The 26,194-nt window shown below is 60.6% G+C and carries 21 protein-coding genes and 1 tRNA gene; 9 read left to right on the forward strand and 13 right to left on the reverse strand.

Annotated elements, in window-relative coordinates; translation table 11 throughout:
* The first annotated feature begins 22 nt into the window (after positions 1–22).
* Together ACKJSM_RS17060 and ACKJSM_RS17065 are read left to right on the forward strand one after the other, a co-directional pair.
* Positions 23–1,243, forward strand: coding sequence for an amino acid deaminase (locus tag ACKJSM_RS17060; protein WP_410238349.1), 1,221 nt, complete (start codon positions 23–25; stop codon positions 1,241–1,243).
* On the forward strand, positions 1,243–2,178 hold the full coding sequence (locus ACKJSM_RS17065) for a sugar kinase (RefSeq protein WP_410238350.1): 936 nt from the start codon (positions 1,243–1,245) through the stop codon (positions 2,176–2,178). Before ACKJSM_RS17060 ends, ACKJSM_RS17065 begins: the two co-directional genes overlap by 1 nt.
* A 49-nt stretch (positions 2,179–2,227) precedes the next feature.
* On the opposite strand, the gene ACKJSM_RS17070 is transcribed toward ACKJSM_RS17065, so the two are convergent.
* Positions 2,228–2,503: a peptidylprolyl isomerase gene (locus ACKJSM_RS17070; RefSeq protein ID WP_007952044.1), complete on the reverse strand. Its 276-nt coding sequence runs from the start codon at positions 2,501–2,503 to the stop codon at positions 2,228–2,230.
* A 50-nt stretch (positions 2,504–2,553) separates the two neighbouring features.
* Entirely contained in the window at positions 2,554–5,091 is a 2,538-nt protein-coding gene (locus ACKJSM_RS17075) for a PAS domain-containing protein (protein ID WP_410238351.1), read from the reverse strand.
* A gap of 127 nt (positions 5,092–5,218) precedes the next feature.
* On the opposite strand from ACKJSM_RS17075, the gene ACKJSM_RS17080 reads away from it, so the two are divergent.
* On the forward strand, positions 5,219–6,328 hold the full coding sequence (locus tag ACKJSM_RS17080) for a PilT/PilU family type 4a pilus ATPase (protein ID WP_410238352.1): 1,110 nt from the start codon (positions 5,219–5,221) through the stop codon (positions 6,326–6,328).
* 6 nt (positions 6,329–6,334) lie between these two features.
* Here ACKJSM_RS17080 and ACKJSM_RS17085 read toward each other — a convergent pair whose 3' ends face one another.
* The 10 genes from ACKJSM_RS17085 to ACKJSM_RS17130 form a co-directional block, all read right to left on the reverse strand.
* Entirely contained in the window at positions 6,335–8,290 is a 1,956-nt protein-coding gene (locus ACKJSM_RS17085) for an acetoacetate--CoA ligase (RefSeq protein ID WP_410238353.1), read from the reverse strand.
* Positions 8,291–8,353: 63 nt separating this feature from the next.
* Positions 8,354–9,127: a 3-hydroxybutyrate dehydrogenase gene (gene hbdH, locus ACKJSM_RS17090; protein ID WP_236179048.1), complete on the reverse strand. Its 774-nt coding sequence runs from the start codon at positions 9,125–9,127 to the stop codon at positions 8,354–8,356.
* A gap of 7 nt (positions 9,128–9,134) precedes the next feature.
* Positions 9,135–10,526 (reverse strand): GntP family permease, encoded by a 1,392-nt coding sequence (locus tag ACKJSM_RS17095; RefSeq protein ID WP_236179049.1) that lies wholly within the window; start codon positions 10,524–10,526, stop codon positions 9,135–9,137.
* Between the two features lie 273 nt (positions 10,527–10,799).
* Positions 10,800–12,215, reverse strand: coding sequence for a sigma-54 interaction domain-containing protein (locus tag ACKJSM_RS17100; RefSeq protein WP_410238354.1), 1,416 nt, complete (start codon positions 12,213–12,215; stop codon positions 10,800–10,802).
* A gap of 40 nt (positions 12,216–12,255) precedes the next feature.
* Positions 12,256–13,830: an ABC transporter ATP-binding protein gene (locus tag ACKJSM_RS17105; protein WP_410238355.1), complete on the reverse strand. Its 1,575-nt coding sequence runs from the start codon at positions 13,828–13,830 to the stop codon at positions 12,256–12,258.
* Positions 13,831–13,843: 13 nt separating this feature from the next.
* Positions 13,844–14,866 (reverse strand): ABC transporter permease, encoded by a 1,023-nt coding sequence (locus tag ACKJSM_RS17110; protein ID WP_236179052.1) that lies wholly within the window; start codon positions 14,864–14,866, stop codon positions 13,844–13,846.
* Entirely contained in the window at positions 14,866–15,927 is a 1,062-nt protein-coding gene (locus tag ACKJSM_RS17115; RefSeq protein WP_236179053.1) for a microcin C ABC transporter permease YejB, read from the reverse strand. The genes ACKJSM_RS17110 and ACKJSM_RS17115 overlap by 1 nt, the downstream gene beginning before the upstream one ends.
* Positions 15,927–17,795, reverse strand: a complete 1,869-nt coding sequence (locus ACKJSM_RS17120; protein WP_410238356.1) for an extracellular solute-binding protein — start codon at positions 17,793–17,795, stop codon at positions 15,927–15,929. Before ACKJSM_RS17120 ends, ACKJSM_RS17115 begins: the two co-directional genes overlap by 1 nt.
* Before the next feature lie 134 nt (positions 17,796–17,929).
* Positions 17,930–18,211 (reverse strand): peptidylprolyl isomerase, encoded by a 282-nt coding sequence (locus ACKJSM_RS17125; protein WP_007952068.1) that lies wholly within the window; start codon positions 18,209–18,211, stop codon positions 17,930–17,932.
* Positions 18,212–18,307: 96 nt separating this feature from the next.
* Positions 18,308–19,177, reverse strand: coding sequence for an esterase/lipase family protein (locus tag ACKJSM_RS17130; RefSeq protein ID WP_410238357.1), 870 nt, complete (start codon positions 19,175–19,177; stop codon positions 18,308–18,310).
* 340 nt (positions 19,178–19,517) lie between these two features.
* Between ACKJSM_RS17130 and ACKJSM_RS17135 the strand changes: the two genes are divergently transcribed.
* Positions 19,518–20,639 (forward strand): hypothetical protein, encoded by a 1,122-nt coding sequence (locus ACKJSM_RS17135; protein ID WP_410238358.1) that lies wholly within the window; start codon positions 19,518–19,520, stop codon positions 20,637–20,639.
* A gap of 60 nt (positions 20,640–20,699) precedes the next feature.
* Here ACKJSM_RS17135 and ACKJSM_RS17140 read toward each other — a convergent pair whose 3' ends face one another.
* Positions 20,700–21,776, reverse strand: coding sequence for a 3-deoxy-7-phosphoheptulonate synthase (locus ACKJSM_RS17140; protein WP_236179057.1), 1,077 nt, complete (start codon positions 21,774–21,776; stop codon positions 20,700–20,702).
* 649 nt (positions 21,777–22,425) lie between these two features.
* On the opposite strand from ACKJSM_RS17140, the gene ACKJSM_RS17145 reads away from it, so the two are divergent.
* From ACKJSM_RS17145 to ACKJSM_RS17165, 5 genes are all read left to right on the forward strand, one after another.
* Positions 22,426–22,869 carry a GNAT family N-acetyltransferase gene (locus tag ACKJSM_RS17145; protein WP_410238359.1) on the forward strand — a complete coding sequence of 148 codons (444 nt, stop codon included), beginning with the start codon at positions 22,426–22,428 and terminating at the stop codon, positions 22,867–22,869.
* Positions 22,870–22,996: 127 nt separating this feature from the next.
* Positions 22,997–23,638: a UvrY/SirA/GacA family response regulator transcription factor gene (uvrY, locus tag ACKJSM_RS17150; protein ID WP_032829778.1), complete on the forward strand. Its 642-nt coding sequence runs from the start codon at positions 22,997–22,999 to the stop codon at positions 23,636–23,638.
* Between the two features lie 2 nt (positions 23,639–23,640).
* Positions 23,641–25,464, forward strand: coding sequence for an excinuclease ABC subunit UvrC (gene uvrC / locus ACKJSM_RS17155; RefSeq protein WP_236179058.1), 1,824 nt, complete (start codon positions 23,641–23,643; stop codon positions 25,462–25,464).
* A gap of 32 nt (positions 25,465–25,496) precedes the next feature.
* Complete coding sequence (pgsA, locus tag ACKJSM_RS17160) at positions 25,497–26,057, forward strand: CDP-diacylglycerol--glycerol-3-phosphate 3-phosphatidyltransferase (protein WP_236179059.1); 561 nt, start codon at positions 25,497–25,499, stop codon at positions 26,055–26,057.
* A 60-nt stretch (positions 26,058–26,117) separates the two neighbouring features.
* Positions 26,118–26,193: transfer RNA gene (locus ACKJSM_RS17165), tRNA-Gly, on the forward strand.
* The last annotated feature ends 1 nt before the right edge of the window (position 26,194 follow it).

The raw sequence follows: 26,194 nt of genomic DNA on the forward strand, positions 1-26,194 counted from the left end.
CGCGACTGTGAGGAGTTCGACCATGACGACTGCCAACAACACTGCTGCCGTGGAAAAGGGCGACGCCGCTCTCGGCGCGCAACTGGTGCGTGACATCAGCCTGCCGGCGCTGGTGCTGCACCGCGAAGCGCTGGAGCACAACATCCGCTGGATGCAGAAGTTCGTCAGCGACAGCGGCGCCGAACTCGCGCCCCACGGCAAGACCAGCATGACCCCAGCGCTGTTTCGTCGTCAGCTCGACGCCGGCGCGTGGGGCATCACCCTGGCCAGCGCCACCCAGACCCGCGCCGCCTATGCCCACGGCGTGCGCCGGGTGTTGATGGCCAACCAACTGGTCGGTACGCCAAACATGGCGTTGATTGCCGATCTGTTGGCGGCCGATTCGGGCTTCGATTTCTATTGCATGGTCGATCACCCGGACAACGTCGCCGATCTGGGCGCTTACTTCGCGTCGCGCGGTGTGCGCCTGAACGTGATGATCGAATACGGCGTGGTCGGCGGCCGTTGCGGTTGCCGCAGCGAGCAGGAAGTCATCGAACTGGCCAAGGCCATCGGCGCACAACCGGCGCTGGCTCTGACTGGTATCGAAGGTTACGAAGGCGTGATCCATGGCGATCACGCTATCACCGGCATCCGTGAATTCGCCGCCTCGCTGGTACGCCTGGCCGTGCAGTTGCAGGACAGCGGTGCGTTCGCCATTGCCAAGCCGATCATCACTGCGTCGGGTTCGGCGTGGTACGACCTGATTGCCGAATCGTTCGAAGCGCAGAACGCTGGCGGGCGTTTCCTCAGCGTGTTGCGTCCTGGCAGTTATGTGGCGCACGACCATGGTATCTACAAAGAAGCGCAGTGCTGCGTGCTCGACCGTCGCAGCGACCTGCACGAAGGCTTGCGCCCGGCGCTGGAAGTCTGGGCCCACGTGCAGTCGATGCCGGAGCCAGGGTTTGCGGTGATTGCCCTGGGCAAGCGTGACGTGGCGTTCGATGCCGGGATGCCGGTGCCGTTGCTGCGTTACAGGGCCGGTGTGCTGCCGGCGGTGGGCGATGATGTCGGCGCCTGCAAGGTGACGGCGGTGATGGACCAGCACGCGTTCATGACCGTGGCGCCGGGCGTGGAGTTGCGCGTGGGCGACATCATTTCCTTTGGCACTTCGCACCCGTGCCTGACCTTCGACAAGTGGCGCGTGGGGCTGCTGGTGGACGAGCAACTGTCGGTGATCGAAATCATGGAAACCTGTTTCTGATGAGTGCGCTCAGTCCTTTGGGTCCGAACACCCCGCGCATCGCCCTGATCGGCGAATGCATGATCGAACTCCAGCAACGTGCCGATGGCAGTCTGCAGCAGAGCTTTGGCGGTGACACGTTGAACACGGCGGTGTATTTGTCCCGCGCCATGGGCGACAAGGCGCAGGTCGATTACGTCACGGCGCTGGGGGACGATAGCTTCAGTGAGGCGATGTGCCGCAGCTGGGCCGATGAAAACATTGGCCTGGATCTGGTCCAGCGCCTGCCCGGTCGATTGCCGGGTTTGTATTGCATCCAGACCGACGCTGCCGGGGAGCGCCGCTTCCTTTACTGGCGCAACGAAGCCGCCGTGCGCGACTGCTTCACCACGCCGGCGGCTGCGCCGATTCTGGCGGCATTACCGGATTACGACGTGCTGTATTTCAGCGGTATCACGCTGGCGGTACTTGGTGCACAGGGTCGGGAAAAGCTGATCGAGACCTTGATCGAAGCCCGTCAGCGTGATGCGCGAATCGTCTTCGACAACAATTATCGTCCACGCCTGTGGCCTTCAGTGGAGGAGGCGCGGGCGGCCTATCGCAGCGTCCTGCCCCATGTCGATCTGGCGTTGCTGACGGTGGACGACGAGCAGGCGCTGTTCCATTTCGAAGACTGTGATGCGGTGTTTGAGGCGTACGCGCAGATCGGCACGCCGGAAGTGGTGCTCAAACGCGGCGCCGAAGCCTGTCTGATCCGTTGCGACGGGGAAGCGTTTGAAGTGCCGGCGCAGAAGGTCGAGAAGGTGGTGGACACCACGGCGGCGGGGGATTCGTTCAGTGCGGCGTACCTGGCCAGTCGTTTGTCCGGCGCAAGCCCGGCGCAGGCGGCGGAGGCGGGGCACCGGTTGGCAAGTCGGGTCATTCAAGTGCCTGGTGCGCTGATCCCCAAGGATTGATTCCGATCCCTGAAGGCGCTGCCGAAAGTCGCGCCTTCAGGGTGCTGGATCAGTCGCGGTAAAACACCTGCACCAGGTGATAGCCAAATTTGCTCTTGATCGGCCCATGCACGGTGCGCAGCGGTTTCTTGAAAATCACCGCGTCGATCGCACCGACCATTTGCCCCGGCCGTACCTCCCCCAGATCGCCACCGCGCTTGCCGGACGGGCAGGTCGAAAACTTCTTCGCCAGCACATCGAACGCTTCACCGTTGGCGATGCGTTGCTTGAGTTTTTCAGCCTCTTCGGCGGTTTTCACCAGAATGTGGCGGGCTTGGGCTTTCATCGTGCAATACCTGTAACGGGGTGACGGCGGGGCGCGGATTATGCCTCAAGTCACGGGGTTTGGCTGATCATCGTGCGGATCTTGCCGGCCAGTTGCTCGATGGAAAACGGCTTGGCGACCATGTCCATGCCGTCCTCAAGGAAGCCTTGGCGCTCGGCGGCCTTCTGCGCGTAACCGGTCATGAACAACACTTTGAGCCCCGGACGGTGCTGGCGGGCGATTTCCGCCATTTGTCGGCCATTCATGCCCGGCAGGCCGACGTCGGTCACCAGCAGGTCAACCCGCAGGTCGGACTCCAGCAACGGCAGGGCACTCTTGGCGTCTTCGGCCTCATGGGCGCGATAACCCAGCTCCTTGAGCAGGTCCATCACCAGCATGCGCACCGCCGGATCGTCTTCGACCACCACTACCGTTTCGCCGGTCGCAGGGCTGGGCGTCTCGCTGACCGTTTCCACCAATGGCTGCTCAGGTTCCGGCGCATGGAGGCGCGGCAAGTACAGCCGCACACAGGTGCCCTGACCAGGCAGGCTGTCGAGGCTGACGTGTCCACCCGATTGCTGGGCAAAGCCATAAATCATCGATAACCCGAGCCCGGTGCCTTGCCCGATGGGTTTGGTCGTAAAGAACGGATCGAACGCCTTCGAACGCACCGAAGGTGTCATGCCGGTACCGTTGTCGCTCACCGCCAGCATCAGATAATCACCGGCCTTGACCGGTTCGAGGGTGGTGATGTCGCTGCCGTCGAGGTAGACGTTGGCCGTTTCGATCAGCAGCTCACCACCGTCGGGCATGGCGTCGCGGGCGTTGATCACCAGGTTGAGCAGGGCGTTTTCCAGCTGACTGACGTCAGTGCTGACCGGCCATACGTTGTCGGCCAGGCGCAGCGTGAGTTCGATCGGATCACCCTTGGTTCGACGGATCAGGTCCTCCAGCGAACGGACCAGCTCGTTGACGTCGAGGGTCTTGCGATCCAGCGACTGGCGCCGGGAGAACGCCAGCAGACGGTGGGTCAGCGCGGCTGCGCGGTTGGCCGAAGACACTGCGGCGTCGGTGAAGCGGCCGATCTCATCGGTGCGACCACTGGCGATGTAACGTTGCATCAGGTCGAGGCTGCCGATGATGCCGGTGAGCATGTTGTTGAAGTCATGGGCGATGCCACCGGTGAGCTGGCCGACCGCTTCCATTTTCTGCGCGTGACGCAGGGCGTCTTCGGCACGCTCGCGTTCGAACATCTCGTTCTGCAGACGCTGGTTGGCCTTGGCCAGTTGTTCGGTGCGCGCACTCACCCGTTCCTCAAGGGTTTCGTTGAGGTTGCGCAGGGCTTCTTCGGTTTTTTTACGTTCAGTCTCGTCGATCACGAAGATGTAGAAACCGTTCACCGCGCCGTCCGCGCCGTGGCGCGGCAAGTAGTTCATCAGGGCATGCCGCTGACTGCCGTCACGGTGCGGCGTGTACAGGCTGAACGAGCAGGGGCGACCGGCCAGGGCTTCGGCGATGTAAGGCGCCCGCAGGAAATAGGCCTCTTCGCCGATCACGTCGCGAATCGTGCGGCCGTACAGCTCCTGGGGGGGCAAACCGAACCAGTCCAGATACGCAGCGTTGTTCAGGCGAAAGCGTTCTTCGTGGTCGACATAGCTGATCAGGATCGGCATGGCGTTGATGATCAGTTGCAGCTCGGTCTGACTTTGCCGCAGTGCCTGTTCGGTGTGTTTTCGTTCAGTCAGATCCAGCGCAGCGCCGAGAAAACGCACCGGCCGGCCATGATGATCCTTATAGCAACGCCCACGGGCGAACACCCAGCGCAGCTCGCCATTGGCTTGCAGCAGGCGGTACTCCTCGGCGTATTCGGTACCGTGGGTGATGCAGTGCTTGATACTGCGGGCGATCATCGCGCGGTCTTCGGGGTGCACGCCCTGCAGATACTCGCTGATGGGTAACTGACCGGCCAGCGCCGGATCGACCCCATGCAACTGGGCGAAATGCGCGTCGGCAATAAAGCGGTCTTCGCCGATGTCCCAATCCCAGGTACCGACTGCATCGGTGGCCGCCAGTGCCAGTTGCAGGCGTTCTTCGCTTTGACGCTGGGCCTTGAGGCTGTCTTCGGAGCGCTGCTGCAGTTCCAGGGCAATTCGTCGGCGCTCGTTGGTTTCGATGGCGGTGACCAGAATGCCGGCCACTTGCGCGCTTTCGTCGCGGATCGGGCTGTAGGTCAGGTCAAGCCAGAAGTCGGATTCCTTGCCGTCCCGTTGCAGGGTAAAGCGGCGTTCGCTGTAGGTTCGTACTTGCCCCTGTAGGACGGCGCTGTAAATCGGGTCGGTAAAGTCTCGAAGTTCCGGCCATATCAGGTGCGCCGGTTGTCCGAAAGCATGTGGATGCTTGTTGCCGGCCAGCAACGCGAAACCGTCGTTGTAGATTTGGGTCAGTTGCGGACCCCATAACAGCAGCATCGGCATTGGCGAGTGAATCACGATGTCCACCGCGGTGCGCAGGCTCTGTGGCCAGGTGCCGGAGGCGCCCAGCGGGCTGCGGCTCCAGTCGGTGCGGGCAATCAATGCCTGGGCGTCGTTGGTGTTCGGTACAGCGTTCATCACATCAATCCTGGGCGTCAGTCGGTGAGGCGGCGTCTACTATCTTAGTGCGGTAGACGCTGTAAGGCCCGTCGCGTCACCACACACGGCCTTATGTTCATTGAAAGCTTCGCAGGTGTTTTTGGCCATGGAAATCGACGCACTGCTCAAACTACTGGCGAGCCGTCACGGTTCGGATCTGTTCCTGTCCACGGGCGCGCCCCCCAGCGCGCGGTTCGATGGGGTGCTGACACCGTTGAGCGAGCAGCCCTTCAAGCCCGGTGAGGTGGCCAGTATTGCCGCCTCCCTGATGGATGCCGAACAACGCCGGGAGTTCGACCGGGACCTGGAAATGAACCTGGCGATTTCCCGCACCGGGATCGGCCGCTTCCGCGTCAATATCTTCAAACAACGCAACGACGTGTCGATCGTGATCCGCAACGTCAAACTCGACATTCCCCGGTTCGAAGACCTGAAGCTGCCGTCGGTGCTGCTCGAATCGGTGATGTTGAAGCAAGGCCTGATCCTGTTCGTCGGCGCCACCGACTCGGGAAAGTCCACGTCGCTGGCGGCGCTGATCGACCATCGTAATCGCCACAGCAGCGGACACATCATCACCATTGAAGACCCGGTGGAATACATCCACCGCCACAAAAAGTCGATCATCAACCAGCGCGAAGTCGGGGTCGATACCCGCAGCTTTCACGCTGCGCTCAAGAACACCCTGCGCCAGGCCCCGGACGTGGTGCTGATCGGCGAGATCCGTGACCGCGAGACCATGGAGCATGCGCTGGCCTTCGCCGAAACCGGGCATCTGGTCCTGTCGACATTGCACGCCAACAACGCCAATCAGGCGCTGGACCGGATCATCAATTTCTTTCCCGAAGAGCGTCGGCCGCAGCTATTGCATGCCTTGGGCAATCATCTCAAGACGTTCGTCTCGCAGCGTCTGGTGCGAACCCGGGACGGTCAGCGACGGGCTGCCGCCGAGGTGATGCTCGGTACGCCGACCATTGCCGACCTGATCCGGCGCAATGATTTTGGTGAGTTGAAAACCATCATGGAAAAGTCGGCGGAGCTGGGCATGCAGACCTTTGACGGTGCACTGTTCGCGTTGGTGGCAGAAGGGGTGATCGATGAAGATGAGGCCTTGAAAAATGCAGATTCGGTGAACAACCTGCGTCTGCGCCTGAAGCTGCACGTCGATACCCTGCCGTCCCCACCGCCATCGACCGGCGAGTGGGGACTGATGGACTGACAGGTGTCAGTCGCAAAGTTCGACCCGATTGCGAAACTGCTCGAGCGCTTGCGGATTGGCCAGCGCATCGGTGTTTTTCACTGGTTCACCGTGCACCACATTACGCACAGCCAGCTCCACCACTTTGCCGCTGATGGTGCGCGGAATGTCGGTGACCGCGACGACCTTCGCCGGCACATGCCGAGGCGTGGTGTTGGCGCGGATCACCTGGCGGATCTGCTGTTGCAGCGCCTCATCCAGCACTACGCCTTCCTTGAGGCGTACGAACAGCACCACGCGCACGTCATCCTGCCACTGCTGACCGATGGCGACGCTGTCCAGCACCTCCGGGACTTTTTCCACCTGACGGTAGATTTCCGCCGTGCCGATGCGTACGCCGCCGGGGTTGAGCACGGCATCGGAGCGGCCGTGGATCAGCATCCCGCCGTGGGGCAGTTGCTCAGCGTAGTCACCCTGGGCCCAGACGCCGGGGAACTGGCTGAAATAGGATTTGCGCAGCTTCTCGCCATCGGGATCGTTCCAGAGTCCGATGGGCATCGCCGGGAAGGGGCGGGTACACACCAGTTCGCCTTTTTCGCCAATCACCGGTTGCCCGGCGTCGTTCCACACTTCCACCGCCATGGCCAGACTCTTGCCCATGATTTCGCCGCGGCGTACCGGCGTCATCGGATTGCCGTTGACGAAGCAGGACACGATGTCCGTACCGCCGGACATCGAGGACAGGCAGACGTCCGGTTTGAAGTCGCGATAAACGAAGTCATAACTCTGCGGCGACAGCGCGGAACCGGTGCAAAGCAGGGTTTTCAGGTGGCTCAAGTCGTGGCTTTCACGGGGCTTGATGCCGCTGCTTTCCAGGGTGGCGAGGAATTTCGGGCTGGTGCCGAACACGCTGACCTGTTCGTCGTCGAGCAGCTCCAGCAATCGCTGGTTGTCCGGGTAGAACGGTGAACCGTCGTACAACACCACGGCGCTGCCGACCGCCAGTGCCGAGACCTGCCAGTTCCACATCATCCAGCCGCAGGTGGTGTAGTAGAACAACCGGTCGCCGGGGCCCAGGTCGACATGCAACCCGTGTTCCTTGGCGTGTTGCAGCAACACGCCGCCGGTGCTGTGAACGATGCACTTCGGCACGCCGGTGGTGCCGCTGGAATACAGCACGTACAACGGATGGTCGAACGGCACAGGGACGAAGTGCGGCTCCTCGCCCGGTTCGTAGAAGTCGTCCCACAGCGCGACGCTGGCGGGTGTCCGGTAATCCGTGGCGTGGGCATGGGGGCGCGCGTAAGGCACGATGATCAGCTGTTGCAAGGACGGCAGTTGTTCGAGGATTTCGTTGATCTTGACGGTCTGGTCGATCTGTTTACCGGCATAGCGGTAACCGGCGCAGGTGATCAGCACTTTCGGTTCGATCTGGCCGAAACGGTCGATCACCCCGTGGGTGCCGAAGTCGGGCGAGGAACACGACCAGATTGCGCCGAGACTGGTGGTCGCGAGCATCGCCACCAGGGTTTGCCAGGTGTTGGGCATACAGGCCGCAACCCGGTCGCCGAGGACGACGCCGGCTGCTTGCAGGCTGGCCTGGAACCCGGCGACTTGCTGGGCCAGCTCGGCCCAGGTCAGCAGCTCACGCTGGCCGTTTTCGCCGATAGCGATGACGGCGATGGCATCGTCGCGTCGAGTCAGCAAGTGTTCGGCGAAATTCAAGGTGGCGCCGGGAAACCACTCCGCGCCCGGCATTTTCAGGCCGTCGCGCAAAACGGCGTCGGGTTGTGTGTGAAAACGGATATCGAAGAAATCGACGATCGCCTGCCAGAACGCTTCGCGCTGGTCGATGGACCATTGGTGCAGGGCCGGATAGTCGTCGAGCTTCAGGTGATGGCGCTGATTGATGAAGCGTCGAAAGCCGTCCATGCGGGACCGGGCAATGCGTTTGGCATCGGGCTGCCAGAGGATGTCGGACATGGTTTGCCTCTTATTGTTGGTCAGAAAGCTCCCACGACCGCGTGGGAGCGATCAGTTGAAAGCTTACTGCGCCAGCCACCCGCCATCGATGTTCCAGGCGGCGCCACGTACCTGGCTGCCGGCCTCGCTGCACAGAAACAGCACCAGTTCACCCAGATGCGCGGGCGTGACGAACGCCAGCGACGGTTGTTTCTCGGCCAACAGGTCGTGTTGCGCCTGCTGTGGATCGACGCCCTTGGCCGCGCGATCGTCGATCTGCTTCTGCACCAGCGGCGTCAGTACCCAGCCCGGGCAGATGGCGTTGCAGGTGACGTTGCTGGCAGCGGTCTCCAGGCCCACCACCTTGGTCAGGCCGATCACCCCATGCTTGGCCGCCACATACGCGGCTTTGCCGGTGGAGCCGACCAGGCCGTGCACCGAGGCGATGTTGACGATCCGCCCCCAACCCTTGGCGCGCATGCCCGGCAAACTCAGGCGAGTGCTGTGAAACACCGACGACAGGTTGATCGCGATGATCGAATCCCAGCGTTCCACCGGAAACTCTTCAACCGCCGCGACGTGCTGGATGCCGGCGTTGTTGACCAGAATGTCCACGCCGCCGAACTCGCGCTCGGCGTAGGCGATCATGTCGGCGATCTGCGCCGGGTCGCTGACGTCCGCCGGGTGATGGCCGACCTTGCCGCCGAACTGCGCGACTTCGGCAATCACCTTGGAGGCATCGCCAAAACCGTTGAGGATCAGGTTGGCGCCAGCCTTAGCCAGCGTCAGCGCAATGCCAAGCCCGATGCCGCTGGTGGAGCCGGTAACCAGTGCGGTCTTGCCGGAGAGAGTCGTCATCAATACCTCACACAATGCCAGTGGCGTAGAAAGTGCCGATCACCACGAAAACCGCCAGGGTCTTGATCAGCGTAATACAGAAAATGTCCTTGTAGGCCTCACGGTGAGTCAGGCCAGTGACGGCGAGCAGGGTAATCACCGCGCCGTTGTGCGGCAGGGTGTCCATGCCGCCGCTGGCCATTGCGGCCACCCGGTGCATGACCTCCAGCGGAATATTGGCGGCGTGGGCGGCGCTGATGAACTGCTCGGACATTGCCGCGAGCGCGATGCTCATGCCACCCGAGGCGGAACCGGTGATACCGGCCAGCAGCGTCACGGTGATCGCTTCGTTGACCAGCGGATTGGGAATGCTTTTGAGCCAGTCGGCCAGCACCAGAAAACCCGGCAATGAGGCGATGACCGCGCCGAAACCGTATTCCGACGCGGTGTTCATCGCCGCCAGCAGCGCACCGCTGACTGCGCTTTTACTGCCCTCGGCGAGTTTGCTGCGGATCGCCTGAAAGCCGAAGGCCAGCACCATCAGGATGCCCACCAGCAACGCCGCTTGCACCGCCCAGATCGCCGTGAGCTTGGCGATTTCGGTGGTGACCGGCGCGGCCATGCCCGGCAGCGCGAGGCTGTGAGTCTTGCCGTACCACTGCGGAATCCACTGGGTGAACAGCAGGTTCATGATGCCCACCGCCAGCAGCGGCGAAAGAGCGATCCACGGGTTCGGCAGTTTCAGGTCCTCGGCGGTTTCCGGTTCGTTGCGCAGTTCGGTGCCGTAGCCTTCACCGGCGCGCTGCGCCTTGTTGCGTTGGCGCTGCAAGAACAGCATGCCGGCGCAGAACACGAAAATCGTGCCGATCACACCCAGCCACGGCGCCGCCCACGCGGTGGTGTTAAAGAAGGTGCTGGGGATGATGTTCTGGATCTGCGGCGTGCCGGGCAGGGCGTCCATGGTGAACGAGAACGCGCCGAGGGCGATGGTCGCCGGAATCAGGCGCTTGGGGATGTTGCTCTGACGGAACATTTCCGCGGCAAACGGATAGACCGCAAACACCACCACGAACAGCGAAACGCCGCCGTAGGTGAGGAGGGCGCAGACCAGCACGATCACCAACATCGCCTGGCGGGTACCGAGCAAGCGAATCGCTGCCGCGACAATCGAGCGGGAGAAACCCGACAACTCGATCAGCTTGCCGAACACGGCGCCGAGCAGGAACACGGGAAAGTAGAGTTTGATGAAACCGACCATTTTCTCCATGAACACCCCGGTGAACGCAGGGGCGACGGCGGACGGGTCGGTGAGCAGGACAGCGCCGAGGGCGGCGATCGGGGCAAAAAGGATAACGCTGTAGCCACGGTAGGCCGCGAGCATCAGCAGCGCGAGGGCTGCCAAGGCGATGATCACACTCATGGTGTGCTCCTTCGATTGTTATTTTTGTGGGTGAAACGGGTGTAGCCGTGGCTATAGCGAGAACTGTGCCAGCTAATTAAGTTGTTGAAATAAAAGGAGTTAGTTTGATTTTTGGCGGCGGTCTCTGGGGTTTTGTCTCGGTTTGGAGACTTCTATGACTGAGAGGACGCTTTCGCGGGCAAGCCCGCTCCCACAGTTGAGCGCATTCCTCTGTGGGAGCGGGCTTGCCCGCGACGCTTTTGATGTTGTCCCTCTATGGAGAATGATGTCTCTTTATGGAGACTCTGCGATTCCGAGAGCAATCATTTTCTTGTAAAGCGTCGAGCGCCCAAGCCCCAGCCGCGCGGCCGCCTCAGTCACCTTGCCCCCGCATTGCGCAAGGGTGGATTGAATCAACTGTCGATCAAACCGCTCACGGGCCTGGCTGAAGGTCTCGTTGGTTGTCGGCTCTGACAAAGGCGCCAGTGCTCGCTCAACCGGTGTAAACGTGCCAATCGCGGCACGAATGTCATCCGCTGTGAGTATCAAGTCATCACTGAGCAATGCCGCCCGCTCCAGCACATTGCGCAGCTCGCGGATATTCCCCGGCCAGGCATGCTGCCCCAGCAGCTCCAGCGCTTCGCGATTCAGTTCATGCTGGCTGCGCAACTCTTCGAGAATCGCCTCACTGAGCGCCGGCAGATCGTCCAGCCGTTCCCGCAGCGGCGGTACCTGAATCGGCAGGACGTTGAGGCGGTAGTACAGGTCGGCGCGGAACTCGCCGCGCTTGATCGCCGCCTCCAGATCCGTCGAAGTCGCAGCAATCACCCGCACATCACTTTGGATCACGTCGTTGGAGCCGACGGGTTCAAACTCCTTTTCCTGCAATACCCGCAGCAATTTGCTTTGCAGCGGCAGCGGCATGTCGCCGATCTCGTCGAGAAACAAGGTCCCGCCCTGAGCGATCTGCAACTTGCCGGTGCGGCCCTTGCGGTCGGCGCCGGTGAAGGCGCCCGGGGCGGTGCCGAAGAACTCGGCTTCGAGCAATGCTTCCGGAATCGCCGCGCTGTTGATGCTGACGAACGCCTTGTGCGCCCGGGGCGAAGCGCCGTGGATGGCCTGCGCCAGCAATTCCTTGCCGCTGCCGGTTTCGCCCAGCAACAGAACCGGCGACTCGGCACTGGCGCTGCGACGGGCACGGCGTTTGACTTCCAGGCTGGCAGCGCTGGTGCCGATGAAGTGGGCGAAGTTGTACTTGGTCTGCCTTGCGCGCAGCAGCGAACGGGTCGAAGCCAGTTCTTCCTGCATGCTCAGGTAGCGTTTGAGCATCGGCGACAGCGTGCGCAGTTCGTCGAACAGGGCAAAACCGATGGCGCCGATCACTGATCCGGCGTCGTCATGGATCGGCAGGCGCATGACCACCAGCGGTTCTTTCGGGGTGTCCTGCATGTCCAGCAGAATCGGTCGACCGGTGCGCACCACTTCGCGCAGCAGGCTGCCAGGGATCACGCTTTCGCAAGGTTTGCCGATGGCCCCGGCCGCAGACTCCAGACCAAAACGCCGGGCGTAGCGCTCGTTCATCCAGACGATGTTTGCATCGCGGTCGACAATCACCGTGCCTTCACTGGATTGCTCGATGATCTCGAACAACGAACGGATCGCCAGCGTGCGAACTCGTTGGTAATCCTTGAGGCTTTCGGTGGTGTTCATGGCGGCGTCCATCGGCGGAAGTCAGGTGGCGCGATTATGCCTATCCCGGATGCGCCGCGGCCAACAGCTCTTTGGTATAGGGATGCTGCGGTGAATCGAACACGTCATGGCTGGCGCCGCTTTCGACCACCTTGCCGTCCTTGATCACGATCATGTCGTGTGCGAGTGCGCGTACCACGGCCAGGTCGTGACTGATGAACAGGTAGGTCAGGCCGTGTTTTTCCTGAAGCTGGCGGAGCAGGGCGACCACCTGTTTCTGCACCGTGCGGTCCAGTGCCGACGTCGGCTCGTCGAGCAGGATCAGCGCCGGTTTGAGCACCAGCGCCCGGGCGATGGCAATGCGTTGCCGCTGGCCACCGGAAAACTCGTGGGGATAGCGATGGCGGCTTTCCGGGTCGAGCCCGACTTCCTTGAGCACGCGGATCACCTGATCGTCGCACTCGTCGGCGGTGGACTGGCAATGCACTTCCAGTCCCTCGCTGATGATTTGCGCCACCGACATGCGTGGGCTGAGGCTGCCGAACGGGTCCTGGAACACCACCTGCATCTGCCGGCGCCATGGTCGCATTTGTTTCTGGTCGAGGCCGTCGAGCGCCGTGCCCTGGAAGCGAATGCTGCCCCTGGAGTCGAGCAGGCGCAGGATCGCCTGGCCGAGCGTCGACTTGCCCGAACCGGACTCGCCGACGATGCCCAGCGTCTTGCCGCGCTGGATGTTCAGGCTGATACCGTCCACCGCACGCAGGTATTGCTTGCGCTGGAACAACCCGCCGCCGACCGTGAAATCAACCCGCAGGTCATCGACTTCGAGCACATTTTCGCGTTCGTCACGCGGGAGCGCTTCGCCTTCCGGTTCGGCGTTGAGCAGCACGCAGCTGTAAGGGTGTTTCGGTTCGGTGAACAGGGTTTCGCACGGCGCCTGCTCGACGATTTCCCCGGCCTTCATCACACATACACGTTGGGCGATGCTACGCACCAGATTGAGGTCATGGCTGATCAGCAGCAGCGACATGCCCAGGCGCCGTTGCAGGGACTTGAGCAATAACAGGATCTTGCGCTGTACGGTCACATCGAGGGCCGTGGTGGGCTCGTCGGCGATCAGCAGTTCAGGTTCGCAGGCCAGCGCCATGGCGATCATCACCCTTTGCCGCTGGCCGCCGGACAGTTGATGCGGATAAGCCTTCAGCCGTTCTTTGGGCTTCTGAATACCGACCAGTTCGAGCAGTTCGAGGATCCGCGCCTGAGCCTCTTTGCCGCCGAGGCCTCGGTGCAGCAACAGGGTTTCGCCGATCTGCTTTTCAATCGTGTGCAACGGATTGAGCGAGGTCATCGGCTCCTGGAAAATCATGGCGATGCGGTTGCCCCGCAGGTCGCGCAGGGTCTTGGGTTCGGCGCCGACCAGTTCTTCGCCGCGGTAACGGATGCTGCCGGTGGTCCGGGCATCGCACTCAGGGAGCAGTTGCAGGATCGAGTGGGCCGTCACCGACTTGCCCGAACCCGATTCGCCGACCAGTGCCAGGCATTCGCCGGGGCGGATGTCCAGGCACAGGTTGCGCACCACGGTCTGGCCATGGAAGGCGACGCTGAGATCACGGATTTCGATCAGGTTGTCAGACATATCAAGGATCCGTTCATGAACGCGGGTCAAAGGCATCGCGCAACGCTTCGCCGATGAATACCAAGAGGGAAAGAATCAGCGCCAAAGTGAAAAACGCGGTCAAGCCGAGCCACGGCGCCTGCAGGTTCTGTTTGCCCTGACCGATCAGCTCGCCCAGCGACGCGCTGCCGGCGGGCATGCCGAAGCCGAGGAAATCCAGTGCGGTCAAAGTGGAAATCGCCCCGGTCAGAATGAAGGGCAGGTAGCTCAGTGTCGCGTTCATCGCGTTGGGCAGGATGTGCCGGACAATCACTTTGCGATCGCTCAAGCCCAGGGCTCGCGCAGCCTTGACGTACTCGAGGTTGCGCCCGCGCAGAAACTCGGCGCGTACCACGTCCACCAGCGCCAGCCAGGAAAACAGCGCCATGATCCCCAGCAGCCACCAGAAGTTCGGCTCGACGAAGCCTGACAGGATGATCAGCAGGTAAAGCACCGGCAACCCCGACCAGACTTCCAGCAAGCGCTGGCCCAACAGGTCGACCCAGCCCCCGTAATAGCCCTGCAGGGCACCGGCCGCGATGCCGATCAGGGCACTGACGAAGGTCAGCATCAGGGCGAACAGGATCGACACCCGTGCGCCGAAAATCACTCGAGCCAGCACGTCGCGCGCCTGATCGTCGGTGCCCAGCCAGTTGACCGAAGTCGGCGGGCTCGGAGCCGGTTTGTCGAGGTCGTAGTTCGGGGTGTCGTCACTGAACGGGATTGGCGGAAACAGCAGCCAGCCACCGTCCTTGCGGATCAGTTTCTGCACATAGTCGCTGCGGTAATCGGCCTGGAACGGCAGTTGCCCGCCGAACTCCTGTTCGGTGTGGCGCTTGAACACCGGGAAGTACCATTGGCCCTGATAGCTGACCATCAGCGGTTTGTCGTTGGCGATCAGTTCGCCGCCGAGGCTGAGCAGGAACAGGCCGATGAACAGCCACAGTGACCACCAGCCCCGGCGGTTTTTCTTGAAGCGTTCGAAACGGCGACGGCCCAGAGGCGAGAGCTTGAACATCAGGCATTCCTCGCGGCGAAGTCGATACGCGGGTCGACCAGGGTGTAGCACAGGTCGCCGATCAGTTTTATCAGGAGGCCGAACAGGGTGAAGATGAACAGCGAGCCGAACACCACCGGATAGTCACGGGACACCGCCGCTTCGTAACTCATGCGCCCCAGGCCGTCGAGGGAGAAGATCACCTCGATCAGCAATGAACCGGCGAAGAATACGCTGATGAACGCCTGGGGAATGCCCGACACCACCAGCAGCATCGCGTTACGGAACACGTGTCCATAGAGCACCCGGTTTTCGCTCAGGCCTTTGGCGCGCGCGGTGACCACGTATTGCCGGGTGATTTCATTGAGGAACGAGTTCTTGGTGAGGATGGTCAGGGTGGCGAAACCCCCGATCACCAGCGCCGTGACCGGCAACACCAGGTGCCAGAAGTAGTCGGTGATCTTGCCCAGCGTCGACAGGGATTCGAAGTTGTCGGACACCAGCCCGCGTACCGGAAACCAGTTCAGCGATGTGCCGCCGGCGAACACCACGATCAGGAACATCGCGAACAGGAATGCCGGCATGGCGTAGCCAATGATGATCGCCGTGCTGCTCCAGATATCGAAATGGCTGCCGTGGTGCACGGCCTTGCGAATGCCCAGCGGGATCGACACCAGATAAGTGATCAACGTCGCCCACAGCCCGAGGGAAAGGGTGACCGGCATTTTTTGCAGGATCAGGTCGGTGACTGTAGCGCCCCGAAAGAAACTCTTGCCGAAGTCCAGCTGCGCGTAATTCTTGAGCATCAGCCACAGGCGTTCATGGGCCGGCTTGTCGAAACCGTACTGCTTTTCGATGTCCTTGATCAGCTGCGGATCGAGGCCGCGACTGGCGCGGGAGGTGCCGCTCATGGTCTCGCTCGCACCGCCGCCGACACCGGCGCCGCCGATGCCTTGCAAGTGGGCGATGGCCTGTTCCACCGGACCACCCGGCGCGGCCTGGATGATCACGAAGTTGACCAGCAGAATAATCACCAGCGTCGGGATGATCAGCAGCAGGCGCCGCAGTATGTAAGCCCACATCAGTGCGGCCCTCCGGGTCTGCCACGGCTGATTTTCTCGGCCGTCATTTGCTGGTTGGTCAGCGGCGTACGGCTGATTTCCCACCAGCTCTCGATCGCTTCGTCATTGCTTGCCTGCACAGTGGGAATGCCGAAGCGGTTCCACCACACGGTCGACGTGCCCGGCGGGTAATAGTTGGGAATCCAGTAGTAGTTCCATTGCAGTACCCGATCCAGTGCATGGGCGTAACGCAGCATGTCGGCCTGGGTCGAGGCGCGGATCAGACCGTTGATCAAGGTGTCGACCGCCGGGTTCTTCAGCACCATGTAATTGTTGGCACCGGGGTCGTTGGCCGATGCAGAACCGAAGTAGTTCAACAGTTCACCGCCGGGTGAGGTGGTGACCGGGTAACCGGTGACGATCATGTCGTAGTCGCGGCTCATCAGGCGGTTGACGTACTGCGAGGCGTCGATGCGACGGATGTCGAGGTTGATGCCGATCTGTTTCAGGGTGCGCTTGTACGGCAGCAGCAGGCGATCCATGCCGTTCTGGCTGACCAGGAAGGTGAAGCTCAACGGCTCGCCCTGGGCGTTGACCAACTGGTCGCCATCGGGTTTCCAGCCGGCCTGTTCCAGCAGCTCCAGCGCTTGCAGTTGCTTGTCGCGGATAATGCCGCTGCCATCGGTTTTCGGCGCTTCGAAGACCTGGGTGAACACCTCGTCGGGAATCTGTCCGCGCAAGGGCTCGAGTATCTTCAGTTCGGCAGCATCCGGCAGCCGTCGGGCGGCAAGATCAGTGTTGGAGAAGTAACTCTGCTGGCGGATGTACATGTTGCGCATCATCTGCCGGTTGCTCCATTCGAAATCCCAGAGCATGGCCAGCGCCTGGCGTACCCGGCGATCCTGGAACATCGGCTTTTGCAGGTTGAACACAAAGCCTTGTGCCGACTGCGGCGCTTCGGTGGCCAAGTGAGCCTTTTGCAGGCGACCGTCGCTCAGGGCCGGGCTGTCATAACCGATGGAATAGCCGGTGGCGGAGAATTCACGGTTGTAGTCGTAGGCGCCACCGCGCAGGACCTGGCGGGCGACGTCGGTGTCGCCAAAGTACTCGATGCTGAAATGGTCGAAGTTGTACAGGCCGCGGCTGACCGGCAGGTCCTTGCCCCACCAGTCGGGATTGCGTTCAAAGGTGATGCTGCGCCCTGAGTCGACTTTGCCCACCCGATACGGACCGCTGCCCAGCGGCGGTTCATAGCCGCCACCGCCGGCGAAGTCCCGGGTCTTCCACCAATGTTCGGGAAATACCGGCAGGGTCGCGATGTCCAGCGGCAGGGTGCGGTTTTCGTTGTTTTTGAAATCGAAGCGTACGGTAAGCGGGGCTTCCACTTCGACGCCTTTGACGTCTGCGAACTGGGTGCGATAACGCAGGCTGCCCTGGGTCATCAGCAAATCATAGGTATAACGCACGTCTTCGGCGGTGATCGGTTTGCCATCGGCGAAGCGGGCCTTGGGGTTGATGAAGAAGCGCAGGGACAGACCGTCTTCCGAGCGTTCCATTTTCTGCGCCACCAGACCGTATACGGTGTAGGGCTCGTCGAGCGAGCGCTGGGCCAGCGGGGAATACAGCAAGCCGTCGATCTGGCTGACGCCGATGCCTTTGTCGATGTACGGCAGGACATGGTCGAAGTGGCCGATCTCGATGGCCGAGCGGCGCATCGTCCCGCCCTTGGGAGCCTGGGCGTTGGTGTAATCGAAGTGACTGAAACCGGGCGGGTACTTTGCCGGTTCGCCATAGACGGTCATCGCGTGCTGCGGTGCGGCGTCCACACCAGTGATCCCAAGCAGCAGGGTCACGGCAGTGAACATCAAAGTCGGGAAAGCCAGTCGCATTGTCAGCCTTAAAGCCGGGTAATCGATAAGCGCAATTTGTACGCGAGCGGCGCGCGGTTCGCCAGCGGTGTGGTGTAACCGAAACAAAACGGCCCGCCATCAGGCGGGCCGTTGCGCAGCAGGTCGGGCAGGGATCAGTCCTGACGGCTGGTGACTTCCAGCAGGTGGTAGCCAAACTGGGTCTTGACCGGGCCTTGCACGACGTTGATCGGCGCGCTGAATACCACGGTGTCGAATTCCTTGACCATCTGGCCAGGGCCGAACGAACCCAGATCGCCGCCCTGACGGCTGGACGGGCAGGTGGAGTTGGCCTTGGCCACTTCGGCGAAATCGGCGCCACCTTCGATCTGGGCCTTGAGTTCGTTGCACTTGGCTTCGCTGGAAACCAGGATGTGGCGGGCAGTGGCTTTAGCCATGGGAACACTCTCCAATCAAATCAGTAAAGGGGGGAGCCTACCGGATTCAGTGGCCGATTTCTCGGCAAAGTTCCGTTCGCTCGTCTGATGTGACCTCTACAGATCAGCGGCCTGAAGGCGCAAGGCATGCTCGACATAGAGACTTATGGCGTCGTCAGCCATGGCAGGTTGTCCGCTGGCCCGCCGCAGAGTGTGCAAATGATCGAGGGAGTAGTCTGAGCGGATCACGGTGCCCAAGTGAGAGCTGAAGCGTCCGACCAGTCCGTCGTTCTGGGCGAGCTCTGTAATAAAGTATTCCGAGAGGGCGCGACAGATGCTCTGGACAGGGTCGAGCGACGGCCCTTCGAATTGCGGCACGACACCGCTCCACGAAAAATAGCGAACGCCATTGACCCATTCTGCACCGTGACCGCCCCAGACCTCGGGCAGACCCTGCGGGTATTTGTCATTGAAGTTGCCGACGCCCTCCGTCGTCAAGGCCCCCAGCGCCGCCAGTGCGCGGTGCGGCAATGCCTTCTGCCCGCTGAGCAGGGACAGAAAATCGGCGAACCGGGTCGCTACATTCTGTGCCACGACCTCCGGCAGTCTTCCAGGTACCAGCGCCTTGCGCAGAAAGTCCGCCAGTTCCGAACCGTGATTTGGCCCGCTGACCGACGTAACGGATGCAACGTTGTGTGGGGCTAGCGCTGCAGCATAGCGTGCTGCGAGTGCGCCTTGACTGTGACCGATCAGGTTGACTTTGGTCGCGCCTGTGCCTCTCAGCACCGTGTCGATTTGCAAGAGCAGTTGCTCCCCGCGAATTTCATTGTCATGGATGGCCGACAGATGAGGCACAAACACCTGCGCGCCGGCAGCCTTGAGCGCCTGCTTGACGTCGTGGAACAGTTCGAACGGGCCAATGCGCTCGAATCCGAACAGGCCATGCACCAAAAGAATGGGATGATTGGTTGTCGCATTTAGTAGCATTTTTCGTCCTTGATCGCAGATGATCGTCGATGTTTTCTGCGTGTCACTCTAAAACAGTCGTGCGCCTTGGGATGCCTGAAGAATCGCCATCATGTGTTGGAAACTGGATCAATGCGTGTATGAATGTTCACTTCTGCATGAACTCCACTTCGGAACATTCAGACAGCTCCCACCTCATCGAAAGTACTTTCCCCCTTTTTGCCTACTTCCTTTAGTGCGTTTGGCCATGGCTTGAGCGGTGAGGAGCTGACATCCGATTGAGGGTTAAGCGGTTTAAATAGAGGCTCTTCGACGCAGCGCTCAGGCGACGTGTCATTTCCAGGGAATGGAGAGGCGACTGATGAATGATGTACAAGCAACGGTCCTGCAAGACCTGCAAGAAAAGGACACATGGAGGGAAGATGACAGCCTTCAGTCGTTCCGACTGTGTCGGGAGGGCGCAGGGGCTTTGCCGTTGCCGGCGCCCACACTGGACTCGATAGTCGGCGCTGTCGTTGACCCGTCATTGAGCAAGGTTGTCGTGCGGATTGCGCCCTGGCCTGAAATGGCATGCGGGGACAGGGTCGTACTGAGCTGGCATGGTCTCGATATGGAAGGCTTGCCGTATCGCCACGAGGTTGCGAGATCTGTCAGTGAAAGGCAGTTGGGCAAAGACATCGTTCTGATCGTGCGGGACGTCCACATTGCCGCGCTGGACGGGGGCACGCTGGAGGTTTTCTGGACATTGAACAGTGTCTCCAGATCGGCGCCTGTCTCTTCGTCGCGCATACAACTGGACGTCGGAGACGTCCGCTACAGTCTGTTACCGGTCCTCGTTGAGGATGCCGTCCGAGGCAGCCTCGATCCGGCTCGCGTACCCGACGGAACGACCGCCATCCTTCAACCCTATGCCGGGATGGGGCCAGGCGACCGGGTGGAGTTGATCTGGCAGGGGCCTTCACCGCAGGCGTCGTTTCGAGACAACCTGATCGTTGAATTCTTTGCTGTCGGTCAGCCCCTTGTGTTCGGTGTCGCGCCCGAATTCATCGCCCCGCATTCAGGCGGCGAGGTGTCGGTCCGCTACCGTGTCGAGCAGAAAAGCGGAGCCGTTCGTGAGTCAGGCGTTACGCGGGTCAGCATTGCTCCGTTGACACGAGGCGAGCTACCGGCACCCCGGGTGCTTGAAGCGGAGGACGGCGTGCTTGATATGCAGGACGCTGCCGATGGCATCAGCGTGATGATAAGTGATGCGCAGGTGGAGGAGGGCGAGCTGGTTTATCTCAAGTGCGACGGCGAATCGTTCTTCCATAGGGACGACCGGGAAATCATCGAAGGGATGGCCATGCAGCCTTTGGTCTTTATCGTGCCTTACCGGTTCTGGCGCGAGCATGCGAACACTGTTGTACGGTTGTCCTACTCGGTTGAGCGGCTGGATGATGTCAGTCAGGAATCCGGGGTGACCCTGGTGCGTGTTCAGGCTTGACCCACCGATGCCGAAGTAGCCCGCCCTCCATTGAAACTCGGCGAAGGGCGGTGCTCATCATCAGGCCGATGTCTGTTTTCGCAGACGGTGTGTGGCGTCCAGCAACAATTGTTTCGTAGCCTCGAACCCGAGGCATCCATCGGTAACCGAAACGCCGTAGCGAAGCGACTCGCTCAGGGGTTGGCATCCTTCGAACAGGTGCGATTCAAGCATCATGCCGATCAGCGAACGGTCGCCTTGCAAGCGCTGCTCCAGCACATGATTGAACACGTCGGGCTGGCGAAGCGGGTCCTTGCCGCTGTTGGCGTGGCTACAGTCGACCATTATCCGGCTCGGGATTTTCAGTCGGTTCAATTCGCTGTTTATCCTGGCAACGCTTTCACGGTCATAGTTCGGGCCCTGATGTCCGCCCCGCAGCACCAGATGCGTATCCGGGTTGCCGAGAGTCGGGATGATTGCCGGATGGCCCTGGCTGTCCACGCCGAAATGGCGATGAGGATGAGCTGCCGAACGCATCGCATCGACGGCAATGGCGACACCACCATCGGTTCCATTCTTGAAGCCGACCGGCATGCCAAGCCCGCTGGCCATTTCCCGATGGATCTGTGATTCAGTGGTGCGGGCACCAATGGCGACCCAGCTCAGCAAGTCGTCGAAGTATCCGGCGGCCATGGGTTGCAGCAGTTCAGTGGCAACCGGCAGCCCGAGGCGGATCATTTCCAGCATCAGTTCGCGCGATAGTGTCAGGCCTGCAGCCATGTCGTCGCTGCCGTCGAGATGAGGGTCGTAGGCCAGGCCTTTCCAGCCTACGGTGGTGCGCGGCTTTTCAACGTAGGCGCGCATGACAAGCAACATGTCCTGACGGACTTCGCTGGCCAATTGTGCGAGTTTCCCGGCGTATTCAAGTGCGGACTCGGGGTCGTGTATCGAGCAGGGGCCGACGATCACCAAGAGGCGTTGATCTTCACCATTGAGAATCGCTCGGACGGCCTGGCGGTGGGCAATGATTTGATTGCTCAGTGCATTGCTGAGCGGCAGTTGCTGCTTGAGTTGCAGCGAACTTGGCAGCCGCAGGGTCAGTGCTTCGTTGGCAGGGTTCAGGGTGGACAGTGGCAGAGCAGAAACGGACGAGTTCATATTCGGTATTCCTGGGCGGATGGCGGGGGCTTCCCGCTCATTCAGCCCTGCTGGGGTGTTCGACAATTGGCCGGATTGGCTACGTGTGTTGGCTTGCCACCTGTGGGTGACCGATCGGAGGCGGCAGGTTGTCCCGAGCGGAGGTTGGTAAATCGCCAGGCGGTAAAACTGTCGTAACGGTAATAAGTGGCGTAGTTCATTGAATGAGTCCTCAAAGTGTCTGGTGTGTTGCTGAGAAAAAATCGGGCCTGAAAAAACAAAACCCCCGGTCGGGAGGCCGACCGGGGGTTGAGAAATCTCTGGTAGGCGACCCGTTCAAATGGGCGCCGTGTGGGTATCAGGCGCGCCAGTGGCTAAACCAATACCCAAAATAAAAGTTTGCTGGAGCAGCACAGACGCCGTTCACCCAGGCAGACGCAACCGAGCGCGGGGCGCCGGCGGTACGAAGCTGTGAAAGGGTGTTGAACATGAGCTGTCTCCGATGAATGCGCCGAGCTTACTAGAGGCTGCTGCGCGTCAGCAATCAGAAAATGCTATCGGAGTGGCAGGTGGGGCTCTATGGGTTGAGCGCTCGCCAGGGTGTGACACACTCTGCTTTGTGAACCTGCTTTCAGAGAAGGGCATGGATTTGAAGAAGATCGAGGCAGAGATGGGCTTTAAATTGCGTCAGGCAACGTCTGCCGACCTGTCGTTTGTGCGAGAGCTGACTTGCCGAAACATGCTCCGTTACTACATTCACTATGACTTGCTGTGGCAGGACGAGGCGTTCGATGTCGCTTGGGCCGGGCGCGAAAACTGGTTGATCCTGCGTGAAGACGAATTGTTGGGTTATTTCAGTCTGAGCCGTGATGCTCGGGCCTTGTATATCCGCGAATTGCAGATTGTCGAATGCGCTCAAGGCCAGGGTGCGGGATCCTGGGCGATCGATCAGGTTGTTGCGATGGCTCGACTGGAGCGACGCCCGGCGTTGCGCCTGACGGTGTTCAAAAACAATCCGGCGCAAAATCTGTATCGAAGAAAGGGAATGTTTGTGCAGGGCGAGGACGAGTATTTCCTGCGAATGCAGCTCGACTTCAGTACACCTGTGCTCTGAAACCCACGGCTGGCAAGCCCTCGATGAAGAATTGAAACTTTTTATATGTTGCTTGCCGCTAGGTCTGCCCCGCACTTTTTGCTAAGGTGTCCGGCATCCCAATAAGACCATATCGCGAGGTGTCTGCTTGATTAGGGTGCTAGTGGTCGACGACCACGATCTCGTTCGTACAGGCATTACACGGATGCTGGCCGATATCGATGGCTTGCAGGTGGTAGGTCAGGCCGAGTCCGGGGAAGAATCCCTCATCAAGGCTCGTGAGTTGAAGCCCGACGTGGTGCTGATGGACGTCAAGATGCCGGGCATCGGTGGCCTCGAAGCCACGCGCAAACTGTTGCGAAGCCATCCCGACATCAAAGTGGTCGCGGTCACCGTGTGTGAGGAGGATCCGTTTCCTACACGTTTGTTGCAGGCCGGTGCGGCGGGGTATCTGACCAAGGGCGCCGGGTTGCCGGAAATGGTTCAGGCCATTCGCCTGGTGTTTGCCGGTCAGCGCTATATCAGTCCGCAGATTGCCCAACAATTGGCAATCAAGTCCTTTCAGCCGACCAACGACTCACCGTTCGATGCGTTGTCGGAACGGGAGATCCAGATTGCGTTGATGATTGTCGGCTGTCAGAAGGTTCAGATCATTTCCGACAAGTTATGCCTGTCGCCGAAAACCGTGAATACCTACCGTTACCGCATTTTCGAGAAGCTCTCGATCAGCAGCGATGTCGAACTGACGCTTCTGGCGGTCCGTCACGGCATGGTTGATGCCAGCCTCTGACCATGACTGAAGTATTCGATTCGGGCGCCTTTTTATCGACCGTCAGCGGGCGCCCCGGCGTGTATCGCATGTTCGACAGCGATGCGCGTCTGTTGTACGTAGGCAAGGCCAAGAACCTCAAGAAGCGTCTGGCCAGTTACTTTCGCAAGACCGGCCTGGCGCCGAAAACCGCGGCTCTGGTCGGGCGTATCGCTCAGGTCGAAACCACCATCACGTCCAACGAGACAGAGGCGTTGCTGCTTGAGCAAACGCTGATCAAGGAGTGGCGGCCGCCGTACAACATCCTGTTGCGCGACGATAAATCCTATCCCTATGTCTTCTTGTCTGACGGGCAATTCCCGCGTCTGAGCATTCATCGCGGGGCTAAAAAGGCCAAGGGTAAATATTTTGGTCCCTACCCGAGTGCCGGGGCGATTCGCGAAAGTCTCAGCCTTCTGCAGAAGACGTTCTTCGTGCGTCAGTGCGAGGACAGCTACTACAAAAACCGGACCCGGCCATGCCTGCAATATCAGATCAAACGTTGCAAGGCGCCTTGTGTCGGGCTGGTCGAGCCTGAGGTATACGCCGAGGATGTGCGTCACTCGGTGATGTTCCTCGAAGGGCGCAGTCATGCGCTGACCAATGAATTGTCGACGGCCATGGAAGAGGCTGCGATCAATCTCGAATTCGAACGTGCCGCCGAACTGCGCGACCAGATTGCCTTGCTGCGGCGAGTGCAGGATCAGCAGAGCATGGAAGGCGGAACGGGTGATATCGATGTGATCGCCGCGTTCGTCAACCCGGGCGGTGCCTGTGTCCACCTGATCAGCGTGCGGGGAGGGCGAGTGCTTGGCAGCAAGAATTTCTTCCCCCAGGTCGGGATCGAAGAAGACGTAGCCGAAGTCATGGCTGCGTTTCTGGGGCAATACTTCATCAGCAGTCCGGAGCGCGACTTGCCGAGCGAGTTGATCGTCAATGTCGTGCACGAAGACTTTCCTGCCTTGATCGAGGCCATTCACACGCTGCGCGGACGCGAGCTGACCATCAGCCATCGGGTGCGCGGTACGCGGGCGCGCTGGCAGCAATTGGCCGTGACGAATGCCGAACAGGCACTTGGCGCAAGGCTGGCCAACCGTCAACACGTCGCCGCACGTTTTGAAGCACTGGCTGAAGTGTTGAACCTCGATGAACCGCCGCAGCGGCTCGAATGCTATGACATCAGCCACTCCAGCGGTGAGGCCACGGTGGCTTCCTGCGTAGTGTTCGGCCCGGAAGGAGCGATCAAATCGGATTATCGCCGCTATAACATCGAAGGCGTGACCGCGGGCGATGATTACGCCGCCATGCATCAGGCCCTGACCCGACGCTTCAGCAAGCTGAAGGAGGGCGAGGGCAAGTTGCCGGACATCCTGTTGGTGGACGGCGGCAAGGGGCAGTTATCGATGGCGCGTGATGTGCTCAACGAACTGGCTGTTCCGGATCTTATTCTGCTGGGGGTCGCGAAGGGGGCCACGCGCAAGGCGGGGTTCGAGACTTTGTATCTGAATGATGCGGCAAACGAGTTTACCTTGCGGGGGGACTCGCCGGCACTGCATCTGATCCAGCAGATTCGTGACGAGGCCCACCGCTTTGCGATCACCGGCCACCGCGCACGGCGCGGCAAGACCCGCCGTACGTCAACGCTGGAGGGTGTAGCGGGCGTAGGGCCGACCCGGCGTCGGGATTTGTTGAAACATTTTGGTGGATTGCAGGAGCTGTCTCGTGCAAGCATCGAAGAGATCGCCAAAGCACCGGGGATCAGCAAAAAGCTAGCAGAGTCGATTTATGCAAACCTGCATAGTGAGTAGAATGCCCATTCACCTCGTAGCCAGTTGTGCCGATGAATATCCCTAATCTGATTACCGTTCTCCGCGTCCTGCTCATCCCGATCTTCATTCTGCTGTTCTATCTGCCTTACCAATGGAGCTATCTGGCCTCAAGTTCGGTATTCGCCTTTGCGGCGGCAACGGACTGGCTGGACGGCTATCTCGCGCGACGCCTGGAGCAAAGCACGCCGTTTGGTGCGTTTCTGGATCCTGTCGCTGACAAATTGATGGTTGCTGTTGCCCTGGTGTTGCTGGTGCAAGAGCATGGCAACCTTTGGCTCACACTGCCGGCGGCTGTCATCATTGGTCGCGAGATCGTAGTTTCTGCATTGCGTGAGTGGATGGCTGAACTTGGTGCCCGGGCTCATGTAGCTGTATCTAATCTGGGCAAGTGGAAAACGGCTGCGCAGATGCTTGCACTGGTAATCCTCCTGGCGAACCCCAAGGCTTTCAGTTTCTGGGTTCTCACCGGTTATGCGTTGCTGATGGTCTCTGCAGGCCTGACCCTGTGGTCGATGGTTCAATACCTTCGCGCTGCCTGGCCACATCTGAAGACCGATGTTGAAAAGAAATAAAACTTTTTTGAATCAAAGGGTTGACGGGGCATCTGGAATCTATAGAATGCGCCACACCAAGCGGGAATAGCTCAGTTGGTAGAGCACGACCTTGCCAAGGTCGGGGTCGCGAGTTCGAGTCTCGTTTCCCGCTCCAG

It is taken from the genome of Pseudomonas sp. PHC1, assembly GCF_046487845.1.
Lineage (GTDB): Bacteria > Pseudomonadota > Gammaproteobacteria > Pseudomonadales > Pseudomonadaceae > Aquipseudomonas > Aquipseudomonas sputi.

Excerpts from the sequence above, each read along its gene's own strand:
- ACKJSM_RS17060 (WP_410238349.1), top strand. The coding sequence starts at position 23 with ATGACGACTGCCAACAACACTGCTGCCGTGGAAAAGGGCGACGCCGCT.
- ACKJSM_RS17065 (WP_410238350.1), top strand. The coding sequence starts at position 1,243 with ATGAGTGCGCTCAGTCCTTTGGGTCCGAACACCCCGCGCATCGCCCTG.
- ACKJSM_RS17070 (WP_007952044.1), bottom strand. The coding sequence starts at position 2,503 with ATGAAAGCCCAAGCCCGCCACATTCTGGTGAAAACCGCCGAAGAGGCT.
- ACKJSM_RS17075 (WP_410238351.1), bottom strand. The coding sequence starts at position 5,091 with ATGAACGCTGTACCGAACACCAACGACGCCCAGGCATTGATTGCCCGC.
- ACKJSM_RS17080 (WP_410238352.1), top strand. The coding sequence starts at position 5,219 with ATGGAAATCGACGCACTGCTCAAACTACTGGCGAGCCGTCACGGTTCG.
- ACKJSM_RS17085 (WP_410238353.1), bottom strand. The coding sequence starts at position 8,290 with ATGTCCGACATCCTCTGGCAGCCCGATGCCAAACGCATTGCCCGGTCC.
- hbdH (WP_236179048.1), bottom strand. The coding sequence starts at position 9,127 with ATGACGACTCTCTCCGGCAAGACCGCACTGGTTACCGGCTCCACCAGC.
- ACKJSM_RS17095 (WP_236179049.1), bottom strand. The coding sequence starts at position 10,526 with ATGAGTGTGATCATCGCCTTGGCAGCCCTCGCGCTGCTGATGCTCGCG.
- ACKJSM_RS17100 (WP_410238354.1), bottom strand. The coding sequence starts at position 12,215 with ATGAACACCACCGAAAGCCTCAAGGATTACCAACGAGTTCGCACGCTG.
- ACKJSM_RS17105 (WP_410238355.1), bottom strand. The coding sequence starts at position 13,830 with ATGTCTGACAACCTGATCGAAATCCGTGATCTCAGCGTCGCCTTCCAT.
- ACKJSM_RS17110 (WP_236179052.1), bottom strand. The coding sequence starts at position 14,866 with ATGTTCAAGCTCTCGCCTCTGGGCCGTCGCCGTTTCGAACGCTTCAAG.
- ACKJSM_RS17115 (WP_236179053.1), bottom strand. The coding sequence starts at position 15,927 with ATGTGGGCTTACATACTGCGGCGCCTGCTGCTGATCATCCCGACGCTG.
- ACKJSM_RS17120 (WP_410238356.1), bottom strand. The coding sequence starts at position 17,795 with ATGCGACTGGCTTTCCCGACTTTGATGTTCACTGCCGTGACCCTGCTG.
- ACKJSM_RS17125 (WP_007952068.1), bottom strand. The coding sequence starts at position 18,211 with ATGGCTAAAGCCACTGCCCGCCACATCCTGGTTTCCAGCGAAGCCAAG.
- ACKJSM_RS17130 (WP_410238357.1), bottom strand. The coding sequence starts at position 19,177 with ATGCTACTAAATGCGACAACCAATCATCCCATTCTTTTGGTGCATGGC.
- ACKJSM_RS17135 (WP_410238358.1), top strand. The coding sequence starts at position 19,518 with ATGAATGATGTACAAGCAACGGTCCTGCAAGACCTGCAAGAAAAGGAC.
- ACKJSM_RS17140 (WP_236179057.1), bottom strand. The coding sequence starts at position 21,776 with ATGAACTCGTCCGTTTCTGCTCTGCCACTGTCCACCCTGAACCCTGCC.
- ACKJSM_RS17145 (WP_410238359.1), top strand. The coding sequence starts at position 22,426 with ATGGGCTTTAAATTGCGTCAGGCAACGTCTGCCGACCTGTCGTTTGTG.
- uvrC (WP_236179058.1), top strand. The coding sequence starts at position 23,641 with ATGACTGAAGTATTCGATTCGGGCGCCTTTTTATCGACCGTCAGCGGG.
- pgsA (WP_236179059.1), top strand. The coding sequence starts at position 25,497 with ATGAATATCCCTAATCTGATTACCGTTCTCCGCGTCCTGCTCATCCCG.